This window comes from Stenotrophomonas sp. MH181796 (genome assembly GCF_009659995.1).
Taxonomy (GTDB): domain Bacteria; phylum Pseudomonadota; class Gammaproteobacteria; order Xanthomonadales; family Xanthomonadaceae; genus Stenotrophomonas; species Stenotrophomonas riyadhensis.
This window is the reverse complement of sequence record NZ_RAHU01000003.1, coordinates 587733-610226: the sequence shown is the minus strand read 5'-3', so window position 1 is coordinate 610226 and position 22494 is coordinate 587733. Positions and strand designations below refer to the sequence as shown.

Sequence of the window (22494 nt, the reverse complement as noted above, 5' to 3'; positions counted from 1 at the left end):
TGCTGGCCTCGACCGACGGGGGTAGGGCATCGCCCGGCGTACACGCACCATGGGCCACCCCTTCGCGGCGCCCCACATGGCCACTGTTTCCCCGTCGGCTTCGCCTGCTGCATCGCTGGCCCCGCACCAGGCGGCGGCATTGCAGCGCGCCCTGCGCTACGTCGACGAGCATCTGTCACAACCGTTGCGGGTGACCGAACTGGCGCAGGCCGCCTGTGTCAGCCGTTTCCATCTGGTGCGCCTGTTCCGCAGCGGCACCGGTGCAAGCCCGCTGCGCTACGTGCGCCGTCGCCGCATCGAACGTGCGCGCCAGTTGTTGCCGGTCGCGCAGCTGCCGATGTCCTGCCTGGCGCAGCAGCTGGGCTTCTTCGACCAGAGCCATTTCGTCCGCAGCTTCCGCGCCGAGACCGGCTGCAGCCCCGGCCAGTACCTGGCCGGTGATGCCGCCCTGTTGCTTCCCCCTGATCGTGTTTCCAACGGAGTCCAACCATGAGCCTTGCCACCGCCACGCCCGCCCCGGCCCTGTTGTCGCCCACCGACCATGCCCTGGTGCTGATCGACTTCCAGTCGCAGATGGCGTTCGCTACCCACACCATCGACATCTCCGCGCTGCGCAACAACGTGTCGCTGATCAGCAAGGGGGCCAAGGGCTTCAACGTGCCGGTGCTGCTGACCACCGTTGCCGAAGCGTCGTTCTCCGGCCCGATGTTCCCGGAACTGCCGGAGATCTTCCCGGGCCAGCCGGTGTTCGACCGCACCTCGATGAACACCTGGGAAGACCAGCCGGTGATCGACGAGATCAACCGCATCGGCAAGCGTCGCCTGGTTGTTGCCGGCCTGTGGACCAGCGTCTGCATCGTCGGCCCGGCGCTGTCGGCGCTGGCGCAGGGTTTCGAGGTCTACGTGATCACCGATGCCTGCGGTGATGTCAGCGAAGAAGCACACGAGCGTGCGATCACCCGCATGGTGCAGGCCGGTGCGGTGCCGATGACCAGCGTGCAGTACCTGTTGGAGCTGCAGCGTGACTGGGCGCGCGGTGAGACCTACGACCTGACCACCGGCATCGCCCGCGACCACGCCGGTGGCTATGGCATCGGCATCCAGTACGCCAAGCGCATGTTCGGCGCGCAGGAAGGCGGGCACTGAGCATGCTGGCTGGCCATGGCCTCGACCTGGCCCTGCTGATGCTGCGCGTGGCAGCCGGGGGATTCCTGCTGCCACATGCGCTGGGCAAGCTGTTCGGCTGGTTCGGTGGCCCCGGGCTGGCCGGCTTCGCCACCGAACTGCGCGGCTTCGGCCTGCCAGCGGTGGCACCGCTGCCGCTGCTGCTGGCCCTGCTGCAGGTGCTGTCAGGGCTGGCCGTGCTGCTGGGCTGGCAGACCCGCGTCGCCGCGCTTGCAGCGGCGGCCTTCATCGGCTTCACCGTACTGTTGGCCCTGCCCAAGGGCTGGTTCTGGATGCGCGGCGGCAGCGAGTACCCGTTGATGTGGACCACGGTACTGCTGGCCCTCGCGCTGACCGGGCCCGGCGCCTGGGCACTGGACGGCCAACGCCTTCCGGGAGACCTCGCATGAGTCACGATCCACTCGATCACGGCCGCCGCAACGTGGTGCTGGCCGGCAGCGCCGCGGTGGCGCTGGGCCTGGCCGGCCGTGCCGGTGCCGCACTCGATTCCACTTCCAAGGAGCGTCGCATGAGCACGCTGGTCATCCGCAATGCCCGCATCACCACCCTTGACCCACAGCAGCCGCATGCACAGGCGCTGGCCGTGCAGGAAGGGCGCATCGTTGCCGTCGGCAGCGACGAGGAGATCATGCGTGGCTGGGGCAATGAAGCGACCCTGATCGACGCCCAGGGCCGGCGCCTGCTGCCTGGCCTCAACGACAGCCATACCCACCTGATACGTGGTGGCCTGAACTACAACCTGGAACTGCGTTGGGACGGCCTGCGTTCGTTGGGCGATGCCTTGGACATGCTGAAGGCGCAGGTCGACCGCACGCCTGCACCGCAGTGGGTGCGCGTGGTCGGTGGCTTCACCGCCACCCAGTTCAACGAGAAGCGCCTGCCCACGCTGCAGGAGCTCAACGACATCGCGCCGGATACGCCGGTATTCCTGCTGCACCTGTACGACCGGGCGCTGCTCAACCGCGCCGCGTTGCGCGCCTGCGGCTATACCAAGGACACCCCGGATCCGCCGGGCGGGCAGATCGTGCGTGATTCGCTCGGCAACCCGACCGGGCTGCTGCTGGCCAAGCCCAACGCGCTGATCCTGTACGCGACCCTGGCCAAGGGTCCGAAGCTGCCGATCGAGTACCAGGCCAACTCGACGCGCCATTTCATGCGCGAACTGAACCGGCTCGGCATCACCTCGGTGATCGACGCCGGCGGCGGTTTCCAGAACTATCCCGAGGACTACCAGGTCATCGAGCAGCTGCATCGCGATGACCAGCTGACGGTGCGCATCGCCTACAACCTGTTCACCCAGAACAAGGGCAAGGAAGTGGATGATTTCCGCGGCTGGAGCGAGATGCTGCAGCCGCGACAGGGCGATGACCTGCTGCGCCACAACGGTGCCGGCGAGATGCTGGTGTTCTCCGCCGCCGACTTCGAGCTGTTCAACGAGCCGCGCCCGGAACTGCCGCCGGAGCTGGAGCCCGAACTGCACGATGTGGTGAAGCTGCTGGTCGAGAAGCGTTGGCCGTTCCGCATCCATGCGACGTACGACGAGAGCATCACCCGCATCCTCGATGTGTACGAACAGGTCAACCGCGAGGTGCCGTTCGATGGCCTGCACTGGTTCATCGATCACGCCGAAACCATCACCCCGCGCAACATCGAGCGCATCCGTGCGCTGGGTGGCGGCATCGCCGTGCAGCATCGCATGGCCTATCAGGGCGAAGCCTTCGTCGAGCGCTACGGCGTGCAGGCCGCGCGGCATACGCCGCCGGTCAAGCGCATGCTGGCCGAAGGCGTGCCGGTCGGTGCCGGTACCGACGCCACCCGCGTGGCCAGCTACAACCCCTGGGTGGCGTTGTCCTGGCTGGTGACCGGACGCACCGTGGGCGGACTGGCCCTGTATGGCGATGAGAACCTGCTCGAACGCGAGCAGGCGCTGCGCCTGTGGACCCAGGGCAGCGCCTGGTTCTCCGGCGACGAGGCGGTGAAGGGCACGCTGAAGGCCGGCCAGCTGGCCGACTTCATCCTGCTCTCGGCCGATTTCTTCCGCGTGGATGATGCGCAGATCGCCGACATCACCAGCGTGTTGACCGTGGTCGGTGGCCGCATCGTGCATGCCGACGCCGACTATGCCGGGCTTGCGCCGCAGCTGCCGCCGGCGATGCCCACCTGGTCGCCGGTCAACAGGTTCGGTGGCTACCACGTCGGCGGTACCGCCACCGGATTGGCCGCCGCGCACCATCACCATCACGGTGTGGCCTGCAGCGCCCACGGCGCGCACGGCCATGCGGCCCGGCATGCTGCACCCACCGACGACCTGACCGCGTTCTGGGGCGCGATGGGATGCTCGTGCTTCGCGTTCTGAGCCTGGCGCTGCTGGCCGCACCCTCGCTTGCACAGGCCTGCGACGGTGGCCGCTGCAGCGAAGTGGGCAATGGCCAACTGCAATGGGAGGCGTCACTGCGCGTGCGCGGCCTGTACTACGACCCGACCCGGTTCGGCATTGGCGGCGCAGAGGATGGCTATGGCCTGCTGCGCGCGCTGGCCTCGGCCACCTATGTGGAAGAGACCTGGCAGGCGAAGCTGCAGCTGGGTGTGCATGGGGAGAATGGCAAGGCCGGTGGCCCTGGCCGTACCGACCGCAGCGCGATGGATGTGCAGCAGGCGTATTGGCGCTGGCAGCAGGGCGCGTTCCATCTGCAGCTGGGCCGGCAGGAAGCCGGCTATGGCAGTTCACGGCTGCTGTCGGTGCGCGATGGGCCGAACATCCGCCTGGCGTTCGACGGTGCACGTGCAGGCTGGAAAGGCCGCTTCGGCACGTTGGATCTGATGGCGCTGCGGCCGGTGGAGAACCGACCAGGTGCCTTCGATGATCGCGGCGAACACGGCGCCCACCTGTGGGGTGCCTATGCCACCACGGCGCGCGGGCAGCGGGCGGGTCAGTGGGATATGTACCTGCTGGACTACCGCCGCGACGGCGCGCGCTTCGCCGCGGGTGTGGGTGCCGAACGTCGGCAGACCCTGGGCACGCGCTGGTTCGGCCAGGCCGGTGCACTGGACTGGAACAGTGAGCTGGTGGCGCAGGGCGGTGAACTGCGGACGACCGCCGGCACCCTCGATATCCGCGCCTGGACGCTGGCGACCGATACGGGGTGGCGCTGGACCAACCTGCCGCTGCAGCCGCGGCTGGGGCTGAAGGCCGACATCGCCAGTGGCGATGGCAACCTGCATGACGGCCGGCTGGGAACCTTCAACGCCTTGTTCCCGAAGTCGGCCTATTTCAGCGAGGCCAGCCTGCTGGCCCCGGCCAACCTGATGGACATCCAGCCGACCCTGACCCTGCGCCTGCACGACGCGGTGACGACGGAGCTGGGCGTACAGATGGCGTGGAAGCATCGGCGCGCCGATGCGGTCTACACCACGCCGGCACCGCTGGTGGCCTTGCCGGGCAGCGCCGGTGGCGCGCGCCGTATCGGTAATCAGTACAAATCCGAAACCCGCTGGCAGGCCAGCGAACACTGGCAATGGCAGCTGCAGCTGGCCTGGGTCGACGCCGGTCCTGCGCTGAAGCAGGCCGGAGGCCAGGACACGTTGTTCGCCTCGATCGTTGGAGCATGGCAATGGTGAACGCAACCGCGTCGCAACCTTCCGCACAGGCCGCAGGCGCCTGGTCCCCGCTGAAAATCCGGATGTTCCGCTCGATCTGGCTGGCGATCCTGGCCAGCAACATCGGCACCTGGGTCAATGACGTGGCCGCCGCCTGGGTGATGGCCGAGCGTACCGGTTCGCCGTTGATGGTGGCCCTGGTGCAATCGGCCACCACGGTGCCGATCGTGCTGCTGGCACTGGCCGCCGGAACCCTGGCCGACATCGTCGACCGCCGCAGGTACCTGCTGGCCACCCAGGGCTGGATGCTGCTGGTCGCGGCGGTGATGGCGGCACTGACCGCGATGGACATGCTGACCCCGCAACTGCTGGTGCTGCTGACCTTCTGCATGGGCTGCGGTGCGGCGATGGCGATGCCGGCACAGGCGGCGATCGTGTCCGAACTGGTGCCGCAGCCGATGCTGGCTTCAGCAGTGGCGCTGAACTCGATCGGCATCAACATCGCGCGCTCGATCGGCCCGGCCATCGGCGGCGTGATCGTCGCCCAGCTCGGTGCGGTCTGGGCGTTCGGCTTCAACGCCATCACCTTCGCCGCGATGCTGTTCGTGGTGTGGGGCTGGAAGCGCGACCCGAAGCAGTCCAGCCTGCCGCCGGAAGGCTTCGGTGCCGGCCTGAAGGCGGGCCTGCGCTATGCCAGCCGTGCCGGACGGTTGCAGGCGGTGTTGATCAAGTCGGTCGGCTTCTTCTTCTTTGCTGCGGCAATGAATGCACTGCTGCCGGTGGTGGTGCGCGGCCAGATGCAGGGTGGGGCGGGGCAGTACGGCATGCTGCTCGGCTGCATCGGGATCGGTGCCGTGGGTGGTGCGTTGCTGCTGCCGAAGCTGCGTGCGCAGATGGACCGTGACCTGCTGGTGCTGCTGGCCACCCTGTCGCTGGCGCTCAGCCTGGTCGGGCTGGCGCTGACCCGCAGCTGGTACGTGCTGCCATTGGTGATGCTGATCAATGGGTTTGCCTGGATCACCGTGCTGTCGTCGCTGCAGATTGCCGCGCAGACCGCAGTGCCAGCGTGGGTACGGGCGCGTGCACTGGCGCTGTACATCATGGTGTTTTCCGCTGGCATGGCGGCGGGTGGCCTGAGCTGGGGTGCACTGGCGCAGCGCACCTCGCCGGAGCTGGCCTTGCTGGTGGCTGCCGCGGGTGCGGTGATCGGCGGATTGCTGGTGTGGCGCGTGCGCATTGCCGGTACTGAAGACCTGAACCTGCGCCCGGCAGGACACTGGCCGGCACCGGAACTGTCGGTGCCGGTATCCAACGATCGCGGCCCGGTGCTGGTGACCATCGAGTACCGCATTGACGATGCTGATCGCGCCGCGTTCCAGGCGCAGATGCGCGCACTGGGCACGATCCGTCGCCGCGATGGCGCTGTGGTCTGGGGTGTGGTGGAGGACGTGGCCAGCCCGGGCATCCACCTGGAGTATTTCGTGACCCCGTCGTGGCTGGAGCATCTGCGCCAGCACGAACGCATCACTGCCGATGACAAGGCGATCCAGGAAGTGCTGCGCGGGCTGCATCGTGGCGAACGTGCGCCGGTGGTGCGCCACTTCGTGGGTGGGCATGACCCGCTGCCGAAAACCGGTGTCCCGCACCACCACAGCGATATCTGACGTTCTCGTGGTAGAGCCGGCCGCTGGCCGGCTGCGCTGGATCGCGATGGATGATCGGATTGCCGGCCAGCGGCCGGCACTACCGAAGGGGCGGCGGCGCCATTACGGCGCCGCCGCGGCACATCAACTGCGTGCGAACGCCAGCAGATCGGCGTTGAACCGGTCGGCGTGGGTGACGGTCAGGCCGTGCGGGGCACCTGCGTATACCTTCAGTTCGGTGTCCTTGATGATCTGCGAGGACAGCTTGGCCGAGGCATCGAATGGCACGATCTGGTCGTCATCGCCATGCACCACCAGCGCGGGCACATCGATCTTCTTCAGATCCTCGGTGTAGTCCACCTCCGAGAATTCGTGCACGCAGTCGTACTGGCCCTTGACGCCGCCGAGCATGCCCTGCAGCCAGAACGAATCGCGCATGCCCTGGGTAACGGCGTTGCCGTCGCGATTGGCACCGAAGAACGGTGTGGTCAGATCCTTGAAGAACTGCGAGCGGTCACCGCCGGTGCCCTTGCGGATGCCGTCGAAGACGTCCAGCGGGGTACCGGCCGGATTGGTGTCGGTCTTCAGCATCAGCGGCGGCACGGCGCCGACCAGCACCACCTTGGCCACGCGCTTGCTGCCGTGGCGGCCGATGTAGTGGGCCACTTCGCCACCACCGGTGGAATGGCCGACCAGGATCGCGTCCTTCAGGTCCAGCGCGTCGATGACCGCGGCGAGGTCGTCGGCGTAGGTGTCCATGTTGTTGCCGTCCCAGGTCTGGCTGGAACGGCCGTGGCTGCGGCGGTCGTGGGCGATCACGCGGTAGCCGTTCTGGCCCATGAACAGCATCTGCGGGTCCCAGGCATCAGAGGACAGTGGCCAGCCGTGCGCGAACACGATCGGCTGGCCGTTGCCCCAATCCTTGTAGAAAATGCGGGCGCCATCGGCGACGGTGACGTAATTGCTCATTGCAGGTTCCTTGGCGGAAGGGAGGGAAGGTACTGGCAGCGGTGCCAGTGCCTTCGGCAGTACATCGCAGCGCACATCGGACGGCTTGCACGGCTGTGCTGGATTGCCCGGGCTGTGACGCATATCGCTCTGGCATGAAGCGGCCACCGCGCCGACGATGGCGGCAGCCTGGTCGAGGAGCCCGCGATGCCGAGACTGCGATGCAGCCCGCTGTTGTGCCTGCTGCTGGCCACGGCAGCGCAGGCACAGAGCAATGTCTACAAGTGCGTGGATGGACCGCATGCGGTGTACCAGCAGACGCCCTGCCAGGGACGTGCGGAATGGCGCTGGGAGGTGCCGGCGGAGGCGTCGCTGTCGCGTGGACCGGTGCCAGAGGCAGCCAGGACGGCCAGTGCGGTTCCGGCTCGACCTCGTGCCGCGCGGGTGGGACGGGCACGGGCCGCGCTGATACCCATCAGCGCGGATCCCGGCGCCTGTGAGCGTGCGCGGCAGCAGCGCGGGAAGGTGCTGGCCAAGGCCAAGCGCCTGGACTTCGTACAGCGTCGGCAGCTCGATGACGCGGTGTACGACGCGTGCCGCTGAATCCGCTAATGCTGGAAACGACAACGGCGCCCAAGGGCGCCGTCGTGCGGGACTACTGGGCGTTGGCCTTCAGCGACCGTCGCTGGCGGCGGCGGGTGCCGGCGAGGGCACGCTGTCCGGCTTGGGCAGGCTCAGCTCCGGGTTGCCCTGTTCGGCCTGCAGGATCTGGATGCGGCGTTGCAGGGCGTCCAGCTGGCTGTTGGTACTCTGCACATCGGTGCTGAGGCTCACGGCCTGCTGCTGGGCCTGCTGCAGGGCGGCGCTGACCTGCGCCGACTGCGCCTGCTGCTGTTCCATTTCCTGCTGCAGGGTGCGCAGGCGTTCTTCGTTGTAGGCCACCAGGCGCTCGGTGTAGCGCTTGCCGGCTTCCAGGCGGGTGGTGTCGATGTAGACCTGGGCCAGCTGCTCGGACTGCTGGGCGAAGGTGCGGTAGACACGTTCGGCATTGTCCACCGCGTCGGTCTTGATCACCCGCCAGAAGTTCTTCTCCTGGAACAGCGCGACGTAGTAGGTCAGGGTGTTGGCGTTGAACAGCAGGCTGGCGCCGTAGTTGCCGTTATAGGTGGTGCGCAGCTCGGTCAGCTGGCGCGCATCCATCAGCTGCTTGAGCTCGTCAACGGTGTTGCGCACCACCGGCGCGCTGCGCGTGGCCGGCTCGGCGGCAGCGTCGCGGTCGCCACGTGCAGCCATCGCCGCCGGTGCCACCAGCATCATGGCCACGGCCAGCAGTGCCGCGCCGCGCGCGTGCCGGGCGAAGACCGCGCCCCCTGAAGTTTCTCGCATGTCTAGACCATCCACGGATGAGTGTGGGTTGAGATGAAGGTGGTTCCCCGCCGGGAGTCTAGCATGGGCGCGGGCGCCGCCAAGGGCGCCCGTCACGGGTCAATAGACCAGCTGTGCCGCGCTGCACTGGATCGACTGCACATTGACGTCGGTGCGACCCAGTTCCAGCCCCAGCACGCTGGCCAGCAGGTTGGTCAGCAGGGTGCCGACACTGTTGAGGACCGGGCGCAGCGCGGCCAGGATCGGCTTCAGCAGCGTACACAGCAGCCCGCTGCAGCTGACACTGCCATCGGGGTTGGTGACGCCGGTTCCACCGGCACCATCGAGGAAGCCGGCCGGCGCGGTCTGGATGTACGAGGCGAGATTGTTGCGCACGCAGCCGTTGTAGTCGATCAGGTTCCCGAGCAGGCTGTCGCAGCGGTTGATCAGCAGGCCGCCGACCAGTGAGCCGAGCAGCCCGTCGAGCACGCCCAGGCCCTGGCCGGTGACGGTGACATTGAACGCATCCCAGACCGGCCCGTCCTTGTGGCAGGTGGCCAGGTTCAGCAGGCCGCAGGCGTAGGGCAGGCCACCGGGTACGTTCCAGCTGTTCAGCGGCGCCAGCTGCCGGCTGGGGTCGCCATCGCGCAGCAGCGGAATCAGCTTGTTGACGTCATAGCGCGTGTTGGGCGGAAAGGCCGCCTGCAGGTAGCGGTCGGCCAGTGCCTTGGCCGTGTCGTTGGCGCTCATGCCCTGTTTGGGCGAGCTGAGCATGCCCGACAGCACCCGCAGCAGTTCATTGACCAGATCCGACACCGCGTTGCCTACTGCCAGCGGGTTGATCCGGGTCGATGCAGTCTCGCCGGCGGCCAGAGTCAGGTTCTGCGAGCTGGTCAGGGCGGGCAGGGTGATCTTGTCATTGATCAAGGGTTGTCCGAGCAGCTTCAGCAACTGCTCGTTCTTCAGGGTGGCGTCGCAGACATTGCTCTTGGAGAAGCGTTGCGCAGGGTCGACATTGCCGACACAGGCGCGCAGCACCGACGAATCGACCTGGATGGTGGCCTTCTGTGGGCTGGCGCCGCATTGGATGCCGGTCAGCGTGCCCATCGCATTGGCGACATCGACATGCAATGGCAGGTGCAGGCGCGTGCCGAGCAGATTCAGCAGCGGGCCCACCGCGAACAGGTTATTGCTGTCCACGTCTACCATCAGCCGCACCTGGGCGTTGTACGCGCGCGTGCCGACGCCGCCGATGGCGATCGAGGGCGGCTCCACCACGCCGGCCTGGATGTTGATGCCCAGCAGATCCAGTCCCTTCACCGCCACGCCATTGCCATCGTTGGCGATGGAGATGGCGGTACTGATCAGGTTGAGCACGTTGACCTTCGTTTCCAGCGCGCTGCCGACGGTGCCATCGGGTGAGACAACTTCCGCGAACAGGCCACCGCCGCCGGACTGGCTGCCCAGCACGATGTTGAGCTTGTTGATGTCCAGCTGGGTGGCGACCAGGTCGGACAGGGCGCGCAGCTGCACGCCCACGGTGGTATCGCGGCCGACCACGGTGGCCGTGGCATCGACCAGCTGCGCCAGCGAGATCTTGTTGACCGACAGCAGGCGATTGAAGTCGGCCACGCTGAGATTGGCGGTGACCGGGATGTTCAACGCCTTGAGCAGGCCCGACGGGGTGATGTTGGCCTGGGCCAGACCGTCATAGGAGAGCACGGTGGCGTTGGTGACATCCAGGCCGACCAGGCGCAGGGTCGACAGCAGTACCGAGTCGCCATTGGTGCGCAGCAGCTGCGAACCGACCGCGAATACCGCTGTCGGTTCGGAACGTCGGGCTACCGCCTGCACGCTGACGGTGGGCAGGCTGGTGTTCTGGCCGAAGAACGGCAGCACGCTGCGCTGCGCGACCACCTGCACTGCATTGCGCGGATTGGCGGCATCGACGCTGGTGATGAAGCGGTTCGTGGTGGCGCGTGTGGCGCTCCAGTTGCCGCAGCGGATCTGCAGGGTGCCCGGGAACTTGTTCTGGGTGACTGCGCTCTGCCGTGCTGCGCTGTTGTCGCTGTTGTCCGAGGTGCACAGCTCCAGTCGTTGCGCACCGGCCAGCGCGGCCAGGTCGGCGACCTTCTGCGCGTCACGCTTGGCCCAGAACAGGTAGCCGATCTCGATCAGGCCCAGCATTGCCAGCAATGCCAGCATGACCAGCATCATGGTGACCGACATGCCACCGCGCGGGCGGTTGAAACTGAACTGGCGTGGGCGTTTCATGGCCTACCTCAGCGTCCGGATGAGGATGTTCCCTTGGACTTGGCGACATCGGTTTCAAAGAAGTCCGGGATCTCGTGTTCGAAACTCTTGATGTAGCGGGCATAGCTCAACGTGGCCTGGTCGCCGAGGATCGGCAGGCGCTGGCCGGCCTGCTGGCCCGATGCCTGCAGGCGGAACAGGCCGCGGGCGGTATCGCCGATCTGGCTGCGTGCAGGGCGGACCACCGGTGCGGCGGCATCAGTGGCGGCGATCGCCGCCGGCATCGCGGCAGGTGCCGGCGGGGCTGGCGCGGACAGGTCCACAGTCGTCAGCGCCTCGGACTGCAACGGTTGCGAGGCCGGTGTGGGGCTGCCGCCGCCGAGCATCTGCCCGGTCAACGGCTGTTGCTGCGCCTGCGCGGTGCCTGCAATCAACAGGCAGGCCAGCACTGGCAACAGGCGTCGGGTCAGGAGCGTTGCGGTCATGGTGTGTTCCCGTTCGGGTGATCAGAGGTGCTGAAGCGTTCCAGCATCGAAGGCGGCAGGCGCTGCGGATCGCGCTCATCGCGGGTCTCGCGGCGCGGCTCGACGGCCAGTCGTGTGTTGCCTGCAGTACTGCTGGCGACGGCACGCGGCGGTGGCGGGGCGGTTGCCGAGGCTACGGTTGTGGCCTGGCGCTGCTGCAGGCGGGTGCGGATCTGCGCGGCCTGCTGCTGGATGCTGCGCCGTGTGTCCTCGTTGAGGTTGGCCTGCTGGGCCAGGCGCTCGGCGGTGGCGGTATCGCCGCGCAGCACGGCCCACAGGGCGAGGTTGGCGGTGGCCTTGGCGTTGCCCGGGGACAGTTCCAGCGCCTTGGCCAGCGGCTCCCGCGCCTGTTCGAACTGGCCGGCCCGCAGGCGCGCGTAGCCGAGGTCGCCCAGGTAGTCGGTGTTCAGCGGTTGCAGTTGCGTGGCACGGGCCAGCGCCTGTTCACTGCCGGCATCGTCATCACGGCGCGCGGCGATCAGGCCAAGCCCGTGTGCGGCCGCGGCGGCCTGGGCGCCACTGGAAAGATCGCGGTACAGGGCGATCGCTGCGTCGGCCTGGCCGGTTTCGCGCAGCGCATCGGCCTGCAGCAGGCGCAGCGCCGGCGGATCGCCGTAGCGCTGGCGGAAAGCGTCCACGTGGGCCAGCGAGGCATACCAGGCGCCCTGCAGCTGCATGCGCCCGATCAGTTCCAGGTAGGCGTTGCGGCTGTCCTGCGGCGCCGGTTCGGGTGCGGCCAGGCTGGGTGCACGCAGGTACTTCGGCGTCGTCGACGCGCAGCCGCTGGCAGCGGCGGCGAGCACAAGCAGCAGGCAGGAGGTGCGCAGGGCAGGCATCAGGGCGATCCCATCTTGGACATGGTGGTGGCCAGCGCGACCAGCGCCGGGCCGGCAAGGACCAGCATCAGCGCTGGCAGCAAGGTCAGCATCATCACCACGGTCATCTTCACCGAGAGCTTGCCGACCTTTTCCTTCAGTGTGTTGCGACGCTGTTCGCGCAGCCGGATGCTGAACTGCCGCAGCGGCTCCTGCACCGCGCCGCCATGCGCGTGCACCTGCAGGATCAGCTGCATCAGGCTGGTCAGGTCATCGTCGGCATAGACTTCGCTCAGGCGCCGCAACGACTGCGCGCGCGTGCGGCCATGGGTGTAGGCGACGTTGGCCTCCTGCAGCTCGGTGCCGAGTACCGGCAGCGCATCGCGCAGCTTGTCGCCCAGCGTCTGCAGGCTCTGGTCCATGCTGAAGCCCACGCCCTGCAGCAGGCGCAGCAGGTCGATCAGCAGTGGCAGCTCGTTGTCGACCGCACGCCGGCGACGCTTTACCCAGGAGGAGAGAATGAACTTGGGCAGCAGCAGGCCCGCAGCGAGCGCGCCAATCATCATCATGATCCTGGCCCACCCCGTGACGCTGCTGAACGTCAGCGCCAGTACCAGCACCAGTACGGCCAGCAGCAGGCGCAGGCCGAGGTAGATGGCGGTACCACGGCGGGTGTTCCACCCGGCCAGATCCAACAGCAGGCGGTCTTCATTGGCCAGCAATGCCGTTTCCAGGCGACCGCCACTGAGGGCGCGGCCGAAGCGTTCCAGCCAGCCCAGCGAATCGCGCCGTGCAGCTTCGGTGTCACGGGACTCTTCGCGCGGCTGCAGGGCCGTCTTCAGCGTGGCCGTTGTACGCTGCTCACGATGGCTGCGTATCCAGCCGCCGATACCGAGCAGGGCGACGCCGGCGGCCAGTACCAGAAGGGAGAGGGCGAACCAGGCGCTGGCGCTCATCGGTCTTCTCCAGGGGAGTGGTGGTCGTTCATAGCGACTTGGCCAGGCGATACAGCAGGAAGCCACCGGCCAGCTCCATGCCCAAGGCAATCAACAGGATCTTGTGACCGAGTGGGTCGTGCAGCACCGGCTGGAAGAAGTCCGGGCTGGCGATCGCCATCAGTACGGCGCAGGCCGGTGGCAGCAGGCCCAGCACCCAGGCCGACATGCGCGTCTCCGAAGTCGTCGCTGAAAGCTCCTGCTGGGCCTGCTCCAGGTCACGCATGAAATCGCCCATGCGCTGGAGGATCTGGTCGGAGCGGCCACCGATGCGCACGCTGACACCGATCACTACCGACAGCACCTTCAGCACATCCATGCGATAGGGATGGGCGGCCTGTGCGAGCGCGCGGTCCAGCTCCATGCCACTGCGCGCGAAGCGCACCGTGGTGTCCAGCAGGCCGCGCAGCGGCGCGCTGGTCTGCATCGACGCAACCTGGAACGCGGCCTGCAGGCTGTTGCCCAGTGCGGTCAGCCGCACCAGGTTGTCAAGGAAGTCCGGCAGCTGGTGCAGCAGCTGCGCACGCAGTTTCGTGGTCCGCCGCATCACCCACAGCCAGCAGCCCAGCAGGTACAGCAGCAGGGTCAGCGGGAACATCCATGCGGTGCCGAGCCGCAGTGTTGCCACCACCGCAAGCACCAGGCCGGGTACCAGCAGCATGATCGGCAGCTTCCAACCCGTCTGCAGGCCTGCGCGCTGCAGCAGGCCGTCCAGTGGCAGCACGCGTCGCCCGCTGCCGGCGGGTCGCGCAGGATCGTTGGCCGCGGTGACGGACGGTCCGGCAGGTACCCCGCCGCCGGCACTGCCACGCGCCAGCTGCTGCTCGGCGTGCTGCATCGAGGCCTGGCGCTGTTCGCGGCTGCTGGCCGTGCCCCACAGCCAGACCGCCAGCGCCACCAGCACCGAAATGATGCTCAACACGCCCAGCAGCAGGCCGGTGCCCATGCTCAGAAGTCTCCGTACAACGATTCGCGCAGCTGCTGGCGGAACGGCTCCAGCTTGTGCGAATGCGGATGGAAGCCCAGCCCGATCCAGCGATCGGTCTCCTTGCCGCTGCCGTCGATCTGCAGCTCGTGGCGGAACATCTCCTGGGTGGTGATCAGGTTGTCGCTGACGCCGGTGATCTCGGTGATCGAGACCAGCACACGGCGCCCGCTGCCCAGGCGCGAGATCTGCACGATGAAATCGATGGCACTGGCGATCTGCCGGCGCAGGCTGTCCTCGCTGCCCTGGAACCCGGCGAACCCGGCCAGCATCTCGATGCGGTACAGGCAGTCGCGCGGCGAGTTGGCATGGATGGTGGCCATTGAGCCGTCATGGCCGGTGTTCATCGCCTGCAGCATTTCCAGCACCTCGGCGCCACGGACCTCGCCGACCACGATACGGTCCGGGCGCATGCGCAGGCTGTTGCGGACCAGGTCGCGGATGCTGACCGCACCGTGGCCCTCGGCGCCGCCGATGCGGCTTTCCAGCCGTACTACATGCGGGTGGTTGAGCGACAGTTCGGCGGTATCTTCGACGGTGATCACGCGCTCGTTCGGGGGCACGTAGCTGGCCAGTGCATTCAGCAGCGAGGTCTTGCCCGAACTGGTGCCGCCGGACACCAGGATGTTGCAGCGGCCCAGCACCATGGCCTTCAGCAAGGCCTGCATCGGCGCATCGAAGGTGCCCTTGGCCAACAGTTCGTCGGGGGTGAACGGATCCTTGCGGAACTTGCGGATGGAGACCATCGGCCCGTCCACCGCCAGTGGCGAGATGATCGCATTGAGGCGACCACCATTGGGCAGGCGCGCATCGACCATCGGATTGGAGTCATCCAGGCGGCGGCCGAGCGGGGCCAGGATGCGGCGCAGGATGCGCAGCAGGTGCGTGTCATCGGTGAAGCGCTGGGTGGCGCGCTTGAGCTGGCCGCCCTGCGAGACGTGCACGTCTTTGAAGCCGTTGATCAGGATGTCTTCGATGGACGGATCGTGCAGCAGGTCGTCCAGCGGCCCGAAGCCGGTCAGTTCCTTGACCAGCCCTTCGGCGACCACCTGCATCTCTTCCTCGTTGATCGGAATGCGCCATTCCTGGATGAAGCCCACGGTCTGCACCTGCACCCAGCGGGCGATGGTGTCAGGGGCCCAGGAATCGATGTCGATGCGCTCGTCCTCGATGCTGTTGAGCAGGTGCTCATGTGCGGCCGACAGCACCTTCTGGTACTGCTCGGTCTGCGCGAACGGCTGGTGGCCCGGTGTACTGTCGGGCAGCACCGGGCGGGTGGCGGCATGCGGGAACGGGGTTACCTTGTCTTCCATTGCGATCCACCCAGGGCAAGGGAGAGTCTTTCCCGCAGGCCTTGCGCCTGGACCGGGCAGGCCGCCGGGTCCAGGCGCGAGACGAGCGGGGCGAGGGCACGCAGATAGGGGTCGCGCGGCGCGTCCTGCAGCAGCAGGTGGCCCTGGCTTGCGGCCAGGCGCACGCGCGGGCGCTCAGGCAGAGTGGCCAGCAGAGGCACCTCGAAGCGGCGCGCGATCTGCTCCGGGCTCATGCCGCTGCTGTCGTCGTGGCGGTTGATCACCAGCTGCAGGCGTTTTTCGCGTTCGCGTTGCCCGGCCAGATGCTTCAGGGCCTGGTCGAGCGACACCAGGGTGGCGATCGAAGCGTCGGTGACCAGCCAGATCTCGTCCGACTGGTCCAGCAGCAGCGGTGGCAGCTGCCGCAACGGGCAGCCACCGGCATCGCACAACACGCTGGCGAAGACGCCGCGCAGGCGCTGCAGCAGCGCGCCGGGATCGGACGGCGGCACCGCATCGCTACCGCTCGCACGGTCCAGCAGGACCAGCCCGGAATCGTGACGTGCCATCGCGGTGCGGGCGAGGGTGGCATCAATGCGGCTGGCGTTGCGCAGTGCGTCTTCGTAGTGGAAGCGGCTGTCCAGGTTGAGGTACAGCGCCAGATCGCCTGAAGGCTGTGCCAGCTCCATCAGCAGGCCATCCTGCTGCAGGGCCTCGCCCTGGGCGAGCGCACGTGTCTGTTGTGCCAGCACCGACAGGTGCGCGGCCAGGGTGCTGGTGCCGACGCCGGCACGCACGCCCAGCAGCACGATCAAGCGTGCCTTGTGCGCGTGCTGTGCTGCGGCGGCCGGCCGTGGCGACAGCGCCCGGCGCAACGCTGCTTCGATGCCGATATTGTCGCTGTCCAGGTCCAGCACGTCGCGCAGTCCAACGCGCAGGGCCATCACCACGCCTTCCACCTGGCCTGCGCTGGTGGCGCCGACTGCAACCAGCATCAGGTCCGGTTCGGTCTGCTGCAGCTGCTGTGCAAGCACGCTTGAGGCGGCCGCGTGCTCCGGGCGGAAGTCGAGCAGCACCAGGCTCTGCGGCCCTCGCTGCAGGTCCTGTGCAGAGGTCGGGGTACTGCTGTCCTGCCAGTGCAGGGTGGTGGTCGGCGGCAGCTTTGCCGCCAGCCGGGGCAGCAGTTCGCGATCGATTCCGTACAGGACCAGGTTCATCGGTGGTCCTTGCGGATGCAGCGGCTGGGCGGTGGCGTAGGGCATGGGCGTGGTATCGCAGGCATCATGGAATCAGCGTGAGAAGCCGGGTACCGGGTCCTGGCTGATCGGGCCAAGCAGCCACGCGCCCCATTCGGGCAGGTGCGGCTTGGCCTCGCGCTCGCCAGGCAGCGGCAGCTCGGTGTTGCGGGCCAACGGCTGGACCAGCCGTGGCGTGACGATGATCACCAGCTCCTTGTCCTGGCGCTTGTAGTCGAAGTTGCGGAAGAACGAGCCAATGATCGGAAGGTCGCCCAGCAGCGGGATCTTGCCGACGTTGGAAACGACGTTGGAGCTGACCAGGCCGCCGATCACGAAGCTCTCACCGTCGCCCAGCTCGACCGTGGTGTCGGCGCGGCGCGTGGTGATCGATGGAATCTGCACGCCGTTGAGGGCGATGGCGTTGCTGTAGTCCAGATCACTGGCTTCCGGCGCCACCTTCAGTGCGATGCGGTTGGGGGCCAGCACCGTCGGGGTCACGGTCAGGCCGATGCCGAACGGCTTGTAGGTGATGGTTGTGGTGCCAAGGCCCTGGGGCTCCAGGATCGGCAGTTCGCCACCGGCGAGGAAGCTGGCGCTCTGCCCGGACAGGGCGACCAGGGTCGGTTCGGCCAGCACGCGTGCCATGCCGTTGCTCTGCAGCAGGTCGACATCGGCGTTCCACAGGCCCTTGGTCGAGCCGAACACCAGGCGGAAGGCCGAGGAAATGGGCGATTCGGCTTCATTGCCGGAGTTGCCTTCCTTCATGCCGGGCAGGATGCCGGTATTGCCCGGCAGCTGGCCGCCAGGTCGGGCGAAGCCATAGGCGAAGTTGCCATTGCGGTTCTGGAAGCTGATGCCGATCTGCTTCAGCGCGGTCTTGTTGAACTCGACCACCTTGACCTCGACCTGGACCACGCCGCCACTGTTGACGGTGGATGCGTCGGCAAGCAGGCCATCCTTGCCCAGTGCCATGGCAGCGGTCTTCTGTTCCTGCATGTGCGAAAGCACGCTGTCGGTGCTGCCCTGGAGCAGGCCCTGGCTGTCCTGCTGGGTGAACATCAGCCCGCTGGTGCCGGCGTCGGCCGCGCCCTGCACCGCGCTCTGCACGCGTACCTGCAACCGCTGTGGCTCGGCCTGCTTGTGGTGCCAGAGCAGCAGGGTGGTGGTGCCCGGCGCCTTGCCGACCAGCAATGCCTGGCGCCGCCCACGCAGCATCACGACATCGGCGACACCGGGATCGGCGATGGCAACCCGCTCCAGATCAGCCGGCAGGTTCCAGGGGCGTTGCTCACGCGCCTGCAATACCAGATCGTCGGCGGCCACACTCGTTGCCGGAGCCAGCAGCACCAGCAGCAGGGCCAGCCAACGCTGGCGGGGAGAGGGGTGTGGGCGGTGGCGACGTTGGGTCATGGATGCGCTCGATGCAGGTCAAAGGGAACCACGAGGGGTGGAACTGTCACCGCGGATGATCTCGATGCCGGCGGACCCGCGTGGCGCGCTGCGTCGAGGCGCCGGGGCGCGGGCGGGCGCATCCGGGGTGCTGCGGGCAGGCGCGTTGCCGCGACCGGCCAGTGCGTCGCCGTCGATGCCTGCGAAAGCGTTGTTCTCCGGCCGTTGCAGCGCGAGCTGCTGTTCTGCGTCGAGGCCGCGCAGCGGATCGATCACGCCGCGCGCCTGGGGGAACAGGGCGAGGTCGGGAAGGCCGGTGTCGGCGGGATTGCGCAGGGCCAGGAACAGCTTGCCCTGCTGCGCGCCCAGCAGCAGACGGTTGGCATCGGCCACCGGTACGGCCAGCACGGCGCTGCGCGCTGGCTGGGTGGCTTCATTGCCCGCAGCGTGGTTGCTGCTGTTGCCGGTGATGTCGGCAGCGCGTGGATCGTTGCGGGTGTCGCCTTCAGTGTTGGCGACGGCATCACTGGCAACCGGGGCGATATCCTGCTGGCCATAGCTGAGTACGCGCAGGCGTGACAGCAGCAGGCGGGTCTGGGCCGCTTCGGCCGGACCGCTGGCGTTGGGCTGGGCGTTGCGCAGGTTGAGGAAGACGTCGACGAAATCCCCCGGCAGGATGCGGTTGCCGGCACCGACCAGTTCGTCGACGGGTACCGCCAGCGCGCGCTCACCAGGGCGAAGCTGCAGCGAGAAGCCCTGGGCCAGTGCGCTGCTGCTGATCGCAGTGCCTTCAGCGATATCCTGCACCGGCACCTTGCCGACCACCGCGGCGATGCTGCTGGCAGCACCGGCAACCGCCGTGGTCCGCTGCGCCAGGCGCAGCCCATTGGCGCTGATCGGCTCGCCGGCAGGCAGGCGTGCGACCGCTTCCACCACGGTGACCGCCTGCGCTTCGCTGTGCGCGACCGGTGCGGCCGCGGCAGGTGTAGCCTGCTTGCGCCCGATCATCAATGCGATCACCGCCAGCAGCACGGCCAGCCCGATCAGGGCGACGGCGGCGATGCGGGTCAACTTGAGCATGGAACCGTCTCCTTCAGCGATCGTCAGTTGCCGCTGCCGAGGTCGAGCTGCGCGACCGCGATGCTGCGGATGGGAGCCGTCATCACCCACTTGTAGAGCGTGGCGGTGCCGGGCAGGAAGGGATGGCTGGCGTAGTCGTAGCTGACCGTCACGGTCATGCATTGGGCCGTGGCCAGGCCGGCGCAGGGGGCCTGAGCGGATACGGTGATGGCGTTGCTGCCCCCGTTGCTGCAGTCGACGCTCTGTCCCGAGAAGTTCAGCAGCCACTGCATCGAGCTGCGGGCCGCGACGCAGGCTGCAGTACGGCGCTCATTGGCGGTGCCGTAGCGCAGGGAGGCGCGCGCGCCCTCGGCCGAGGCCGTCGCCAGGGTCTGCTGCGCGGCCATGATCATGACCCCGGAAAAGGTGAACAGCAGCAGCGGCAGCAGGCCCAGCATCAGCATCAATGCGAACTCGATGCTGGCCACGCCGCGTTGCTGCCGTGGACTGTGGATGTTCATGCCACACCTCCGTACGTGCTGATGAGGACCCAAGCGATGGCGGACACTCCCAGGTAGGCGGCGTAGGGAATGCCCTGGCGTCCCTGGCGGGCGCTCTGCATCCCGCGCAGCGCCGGGTGCGAATGCCATTGCGAACTCGCCCGGTGCATCTGGGCCTGCAGGCCGATGGGCAGTATCGGACCCAACCGGCGCGACACCAGCACCAGTGCGGCATGTGCGCCCGCCGCCAGGCTGGCGACGATCCAGATCGGCAGCAGCGCTTTCCAGCCAAGCATCAGGCCCAGCACCGAGAAGAATTTGACGTCGCCAGCGCCCATCCAGCGAAACGCGTAGAACGGGAGCAGCGCGACCAGGCCGAGCGCCGCGCCGGCAACGTGGGAAGCCCACGGCAGGCGCGGCGCGCTGAACTGCCCGGCGATGATCAGTACGATGGCGATGACGGACGCGGACAGCAGCCAGGCGTTGGGCACCCGGCGGGCGTACAGATCGCTGATCGCGATCCGCAGGCATACACCGATGGTCAGCAATCCCAGCAGTGTCATCGCACACTCCATCGTCCGTCAGTGGACGGTCAGCAGCTGTTGTCCCTGATCCAGCCTGGGACGCGGCTCAGGCGGGTGTGGTGCCTGATGCCTTGTTGGCAAGCTTGGTGAGATTCTCAAAGAGCGTGCTGAAGAACGTCTGGATCTGCGTGCTGCCCAGTGCGATCAGCACACCTGCAATCACAGCCGCCAGCAGGCCGTACTCGAGTGCGGTAACGCCATCTTCTTCCTTCAGGAACTTGCGGATCGATGCGTTCATGACGTTTGTCTCCCTCTACCTGTCTGCTACAGGACACCTGTTGGGCGGTGGCCCGGCTCCGCCGGGATCGTCCGTGGGCCTCCGCACATCCTGGCGGAGGAGGCACGGCGGGATGGACCCGCTGTGCTCAAGCAGGGTGATCGTCTCCAGGCGGGACGCCGTTCGCGCAACCGCGACCGCGCGGCGCGGGGCCGGTGGTCGGCGTGTCGAGCGATACGCGCATGGTCATGCTGTCCCCCTGGGTGCGGTCATAATCAAAGACCGGATCACCGTGTTATCGACTTAGCCTGAATGGCGGCCGGCTGCAACCGGAACCTATATGCAAATTCGGCAGAAAATCGTCGGACCTTAAAACTTCAGTCGGTTTCTGTGACGAAAATCCGTTCCCGGGCAAAACGATTCATCGACGTGCAGATAATGTGATTCCGCTTGCCGGCGCATGCGAAAACCGTGCCAGTGGCGGGGACATTTTCTTCACCTGTGTATCTGTTTTCTTCAGTGGGGGCTTGCGGGTTTACCGGGATGGATTATCGGGCATACTCGTATTCAAGCTCTCGTATTTTCATGGGCGGTTGCGTGGCATTGGCCGCGTCCGCCCCGGCAGCAGCGGCGGTTCCTGGAATGGCGTGGCCCTGTCAGGCAGTGGGGGTCGCGCCGTGTGGCGGATCAACGGGGGGACGACACTGTCATGGTCGATGGTGGGGTAGGAGACAGCGACGACAGCGGCCTGCGGTCGATCGACCTGGCGACGCTGAGCGGCGTGCTTCGTGTATGTGATGTCGAACTGCTTCTGCTCGATGGCAACGGCCCTCGGGCAGCCTTCGCGTCGCGCGTACATGAAGAGGCCTTGTTCTGCAGCATCAGCTGCGGGTTCCATTGCCGTGGTCGTTTCATGCTGCCACCGGACTGGGCGATGCTGGGGTATCTGCACGCAACGGATGAAACGTTGAGCTGGTGCCACGGCGTACCGCTTACCCCTGGCATGGCGCTGACAGTGATGCCGGAAGGCATCAGCGAGTTCACGCTGAGCCCGGGCACGCACATGACCCTGATGCTGGTGCCGGTTGCGCGGGTGCAACGCAAGCTGACCGAACTGAGCCTTCGCAGTACGCCGCCGGCGGGCCAGGCGTTGTCGTTGTTCAATCTCGCCAGCGAAAGCACGCCTCTTGCGCAGCACTACCAGCAGCTCCACCTGCAACTGGGGCAGGGTGCGAACCTGCAGCCGGAAGAAACCGAGAAACTGCTGCACGAACACGTGCAGGCTTTGCTCGGCGCCGGTGCTGCAGACCGGCCTGGATGCAGCCGTGCACGGCGCACCCATTATCTGATCGCGCAGCGGGCGGAGAATTTCATGCGGCTCAACCTGCGCCGCAATATCTACATGAACGAGATCTGCGATGCCGCAGGCGTCAGCGAGCGCGGCCTGCGCTACGCCTTCGAGGATCTGTTCGGTACCTCGCCCAATCGCTACCTGTCGATGCTGCGCCTGTGCGCCGCCTGCCGCAGCCTGTCGATGGCCGATTCCAGCCGCCGTTCGGTCAAGGCCATCGCCCTCAGTTGTGGCCTGTGGGACCTGTCGCGTTTCGCCGACAACTATCGCAAGGTGTTCGGTGAACTGCCGCGTGACACGCTGATGCGCGCGCCCGCGCAGATCGGCCAGCCCGCCTGATCCAGGCCCCGTAAGGGTTTCCCGGCAGTTCCTGCCGGAATTGCATATCCGCTTGCCGATATGGTTGCCGCTTCTGCATAACGGGCTGCCGATTCCGACCGTGGATTTGCCGGAATGCGCGATTGTCGTGCCGGAATGAAGTGCGCAGCCGCCGTTGCAAACGCTGAAATGTCAGTCACCTGCCTAACGGCAAGTCCACTGACACTCCAGTTGTT

22 protein-coding genes are annotated in these 22494 nt (G+C 67.1%); 8 read left to right on the top strand and 14 right to left on the bottom strand.

The features are described 5' to 3' along the window. Positions 1–76 precede the first annotated feature (76 nt). The 6 genes from D5301_RS10155 (at position 77) to D5301_RS10130 (ending at position 6446) form a co-directional block, all read left to right on the top strand. Positions 77–493 (top strand): AraC family transcriptional regulator, encoded by a 417-nt coding sequence (locus D5301_RS10155; protein ID WP_228756374.1) that lies wholly within the window; start codon positions 77–79, stop codon positions 491–493. Then, the gene (locus D5301_RS10150; protein WP_100434852.1) at positions 490–1146 is read left to right on the top strand and encodes a hydrolase; all 657 of its coding nucleotides are present in this window, start codon (positions 490–492) and stop codon (positions 1144–1146) included. The genes D5301_RS10155 and D5301_RS10150 overlap by 4 nt, the downstream gene beginning before the upstream one ends. Before the next feature lie 2 nt (positions 1147–1148). After that, positions 1149–1574, top strand: a complete 426-nt coding sequence (locus D5301_RS10145) for a DoxX family protein (protein WP_049398467.1) — start codon at positions 1149–1151, stop codon at positions 1572–1574. Positions 1575–1693: 119 nt separating this feature from the next. Further along, positions 1694–3541, top strand: a complete 1848-nt coding sequence (locus D5301_RS10140) for an amidohydrolase (protein ID WP_194936628.1) — start codon at positions 1694–1696, stop codon at positions 3539–3541. Further along, positions 3520–4803: an alginate export family protein gene (locus D5301_RS10135; RefSeq protein WP_153855564.1), complete on the top strand. Its 1284-nt coding sequence runs from the start codon at positions 3520–3522 to the stop codon at positions 4801–4803. Before D5301_RS10140 ends, D5301_RS10135 begins: the two co-directional genes overlap by 22 nt. Then, a complete protein-coding gene (locus tag D5301_RS10130) occupies positions 4797–6446 on the top strand; it encodes an MFS transporter (protein WP_110712609.1) in 1650 nt (549 codons plus the stop codon). The genes D5301_RS10135 and D5301_RS10130 overlap by 7 nt, the downstream gene beginning before the upstream one ends. Before the next feature lie 123 nt (positions 6447–6569). On the opposite strand, the gene D5301_RS10125 is transcribed toward D5301_RS10130, so the two are convergent. After that, positions 6570–7394, bottom strand: coding sequence for an alpha/beta hydrolase (locus D5301_RS10125; protein ID WP_153855563.1), 825 nt, complete (start codon positions 7392–7394; stop codon positions 6570–6572). A gap of 186 nt (positions 7395–7580) precedes the next feature. Here D5301_RS10125 and D5301_RS10120 point away from each other — a divergent pair, with 186 nt between their 5' ends. After that, entirely contained in the window at positions 7581–7976 is a 396-nt protein-coding gene (locus tag D5301_RS10120) for a hypothetical protein (protein ID WP_153855562.1), read from the top strand. A gap of 69 nt (positions 7977–8045) precedes the next feature. Here the strand turns inward: D5301_RS10120 and D5301_RS10115 are convergent, their stop codons facing one another. The 13 genes from D5301_RS10115 to D5301_RS10055 form a co-directional block, all read right to left on the bottom strand. Then, positions 8046–8759 carry a DUF2968 domain-containing protein gene (locus tag D5301_RS10115; RefSeq protein ID WP_153855561.1) on the bottom strand — a complete coding sequence of 238 codons (714 nt, stop codon included), beginning with the start codon at positions 8757–8759 and terminating at the stop codon, positions 8046–8048. Between the two features lie 99 nt (positions 8760–8858). Then, entirely contained in the window at positions 8859–11012 is a 2154-nt protein-coding gene (locus D5301_RS10110; RefSeq protein ID WP_153855560.1) for a TadG family pilus assembly protein, read from the bottom strand. 8 nt (positions 11013–11020) lie between these two features. Beyond that, entirely contained in the window at positions 11021–11476 is a 456-nt protein-coding gene (locus D5301_RS10105) for a DUF3613 domain-containing protein (protein ID WP_153855559.1), read from the bottom strand. Beyond that, positions 11473–12351, bottom strand: a complete 879-nt coding sequence (locus D5301_RS10100) for a Flp pilus assembly protein TadD (RefSeq protein WP_153855558.1) — start codon at positions 12349–12351, stop codon at positions 11473–11475. The genes D5301_RS10105 and D5301_RS10100 overlap by 4 nt, the downstream gene beginning before the upstream one ends. After that, positions 12351–13286, bottom strand: coding sequence for a type II secretion system F family protein (locus D5301_RS10095; protein WP_110712602.1), 936 nt, complete (start codon positions 13284–13286; stop codon positions 12351–12353). The genes D5301_RS10100 and D5301_RS10095 overlap by 1 nt, the downstream gene beginning before the upstream one ends. 28 nt (positions 13287–13314) lie before the next feature. Then, positions 13315–14271 (bottom strand): type II secretion system F family protein, encoded by a 957-nt coding sequence (locus D5301_RS10090; RefSeq protein WP_110712601.1) that lies wholly within the window; start codon positions 14269–14271, stop codon positions 13315–13317. A gap of 2 nt (positions 14272–14273) precedes the next feature. Beyond that, positions 14274–15623 carry a CpaF family protein gene (locus D5301_RS10085; protein ID WP_110712600.1) on the bottom strand — a complete coding sequence of 450 codons (1350 nt, stop codon included), beginning with the start codon at positions 15621–15623 and terminating at the stop codon, positions 14274–14276. Next, on the bottom strand, positions 15608–16864 hold the full coding sequence (locus D5301_RS10080) for a fimbrial protein (RefSeq protein WP_153855557.1): 1257 nt from the start codon (positions 16862–16864) through the stop codon (positions 15608–15610). Before D5301_RS10080 ends, D5301_RS10085 begins: the two co-directional genes overlap by 16 nt. Before the next feature lie 27 nt (positions 16865–16891). Next, positions 16892–18250: a type II and III secretion system protein family protein gene (locus D5301_RS10075; RefSeq protein WP_110712598.1), complete on the bottom strand. Its 1359-nt coding sequence runs from the start codon at positions 18248–18250 to the stop codon at positions 16892–16894. A gap of 18 nt (positions 18251–18268) precedes the next feature. Next, a complete protein-coding gene (gene cpaB, locus D5301_RS10070) occupies positions 18269–19309 on the bottom strand; it encodes a Flp pilus assembly protein CpaB (RefSeq protein ID WP_153855556.1) in 1041 nt (346 codons plus the stop codon). A 23-nt stretch (positions 19310–19332) separates the two neighbouring features. Next, positions 19333–19809, bottom strand: a complete 477-nt coding sequence (locus D5301_RS10065) for a TadE/TadG family type IV pilus assembly protein (protein ID WP_110712596.1) — start codon at positions 19807–19809, stop codon at positions 19333–19335. Beyond that, positions 19806–20351 carry a prepilin peptidase gene (locus tag D5301_RS10060; RefSeq protein WP_153855555.1) on the bottom strand — a complete coding sequence of 182 codons (546 nt, stop codon included), beginning with the start codon at positions 20349–20351 and terminating at the stop codon, positions 19806–19808. The genes D5301_RS10065 and D5301_RS10060 overlap by 4 nt, the downstream gene beginning before the upstream one ends. A 67-nt stretch (positions 20352–20418) precedes the next feature. Then, positions 20419–20610 carry a Flp family type IVb pilin gene (locus tag D5301_RS10055; protein ID WP_049448369.1) on the bottom strand — a complete coding sequence of 64 codons (192 nt, stop codon included), beginning with the start codon at positions 20608–20610 and terminating at the stop codon, positions 20419–20421. A gap of 688 nt (positions 20611–21298) precedes the next feature. Between D5301_RS10055 and D5301_RS10050 the strand changes: the two genes are divergently transcribed. Continuing rightward, positions 21299–22279 (top strand): helix-turn-helix domain-containing protein, encoded by a 981-nt coding sequence (locus D5301_RS10050; RefSeq protein ID WP_110712594.1) that lies wholly within the window; start codon positions 21299–21301, stop codon positions 22277–22279. Positions 22280–22494: the final 215 nt, after the last annotated feature.

What these genes read in the sequence shown, in the direction of transcription:
- D5301_RS10155 (WP_228756374.1), top strand. Translation starts at nt 77, where the DNA reads ATGGCCACTGTTTCCCCGTCGGCTTCGCCTGCTGCATCGCTGGCCCCG.
- D5301_RS10150 (WP_100434852.1), top strand. Translation starts at nt 490, where the DNA reads ATGAGCCTTGCCACCGCCACGCCCGCCCCGGCCCTGTTGTCGCCCACC.
- D5301_RS10145 (WP_049398467.1), top strand. Translation starts at nt 1,149, where the DNA reads ATGCTGGCTGGCCATGGCCTCGACCTGGCCCTGCTGATGCTGCGCGTG.
- D5301_RS10140 (WP_194936628.1), top strand. Translation starts at nt 1,694, where the DNA reads ATGAGCACGCTGGTCATCCGCAATGCCCGCATCACCACCCTTGACCCA.
- D5301_RS10135 (WP_153855564.1), top strand. Translation starts at nt 3,520, where the DNA reads ATGCTCGTGCTTCGCGTTCTGAGCCTGGCGCTGCTGGCCGCACCCTCG.
- D5301_RS10130 (WP_110712609.1), top strand. Translation starts at nt 4,797, where the DNA reads ATGGTGAACGCAACCGCGTCGCAACCTTCCGCACAGGCCGCAGGCGCC.
- D5301_RS10125 (WP_153855563.1), bottom strand. Translation starts at nt 7,394, where the DNA reads ATGAGCAATTACGTCACCGTCGCCGATGGCGCCCGCATTTTCTACAAG.
- D5301_RS10120 (WP_153855562.1), top strand. Translation starts at nt 7,581, where the DNA reads ATGCCGAGACTGCGATGCAGCCCGCTGTTGTGCCTGCTGCTGGCCACG.
- D5301_RS10115 (WP_153855561.1), bottom strand. Translation starts at nt 8,759, where the DNA reads ATGCGAGAAACTTCAGGGGGCGCGGTCTTCGCCCGGCACGCGCGCGGC.
- D5301_RS10110 (WP_153855560.1), bottom strand. Translation starts at nt 11,012, where the DNA reads ATGAAACGCCCACGCCAGTTCAGTTTCAACCGCCCGCGCGGTGGCATG.
- D5301_RS10105 (WP_153855559.1), bottom strand. Translation starts at nt 11,476, where the DNA reads ATGACCGCAACGCTCCTGACCCGACGCCTGTTGCCAGTGCTGGCCTGC.
- D5301_RS10100 (WP_153855558.1), bottom strand. Translation starts at nt 12,351, where the DNA reads ATGCCTGCCCTGCGCACCTCCTGCCTGCTGCTTGTGCTCGCCGCCGCT.
- D5301_RS10095 (WP_110712602.1), bottom strand. Translation starts at nt 13,286, where the DNA reads ATGAGCGCCAGCGCCTGGTTCGCCCTCTCCCTTCTGGTACTGGCCGCC.
- D5301_RS10090 (WP_110712601.1), bottom strand. Translation starts at nt 14,271, where the DNA reads ATGGGCACCGGCCTGCTGCTGGGCGTGTTGAGCATCATTTCGGTGCTG.
- D5301_RS10085 (WP_110712600.1), bottom strand. Translation starts at nt 15,623, where the DNA reads ATGGAAGACAAGGTAACCCCGTTCCCGCATGCCGCCACCCGCCCGGTG.
- D5301_RS10080 (WP_153855557.1), bottom strand. Translation starts at nt 16,864, where the DNA reads ATGCCCTACGCCACCGCCCAGCCGCTGCATCCGCAAGGACCACCGATG.
- D5301_RS10075 (WP_110712598.1), bottom strand. Translation starts at nt 18,250, where the DNA reads ATGACCCAACGTCGCCACCGCCCACACCCCTCTCCCCGCCAGCGTTGG.
- cpaB (WP_153855556.1), bottom strand. Translation starts at nt 19,309, where the DNA reads ATGCTCAAGTTGACCCGCATCGCCGCCGTCGCCCTGATCGGGCTGGCC.
- D5301_RS10065 (WP_110712596.1), bottom strand. Translation starts at nt 19,809, where the DNA reads ATGAACATCCACAGTCCACGGCAGCAACGCGGCGTGGCCAGCATCGAG.
- D5301_RS10060 (WP_153855555.1), bottom strand. Translation starts at nt 20,351, where the DNA reads ATGACACTGCTGGGATTGCTGACCATCGGTGTATGCCTGCGGATCGCG.
- D5301_RS10055 (WP_049448369.1), bottom strand. Translation starts at nt 20,610, where the DNA reads ATGAACGCATCGATCCGCAAGTTCCTGAAGGAAGAAGATGGCGTTACC.
- D5301_RS10050 (WP_110712594.1), top strand. Translation starts at nt 21,299, where the DNA reads ATGGTCGATGGTGGGGTAGGAGACAGCGACGACAGCGGCCTGCGGTCG.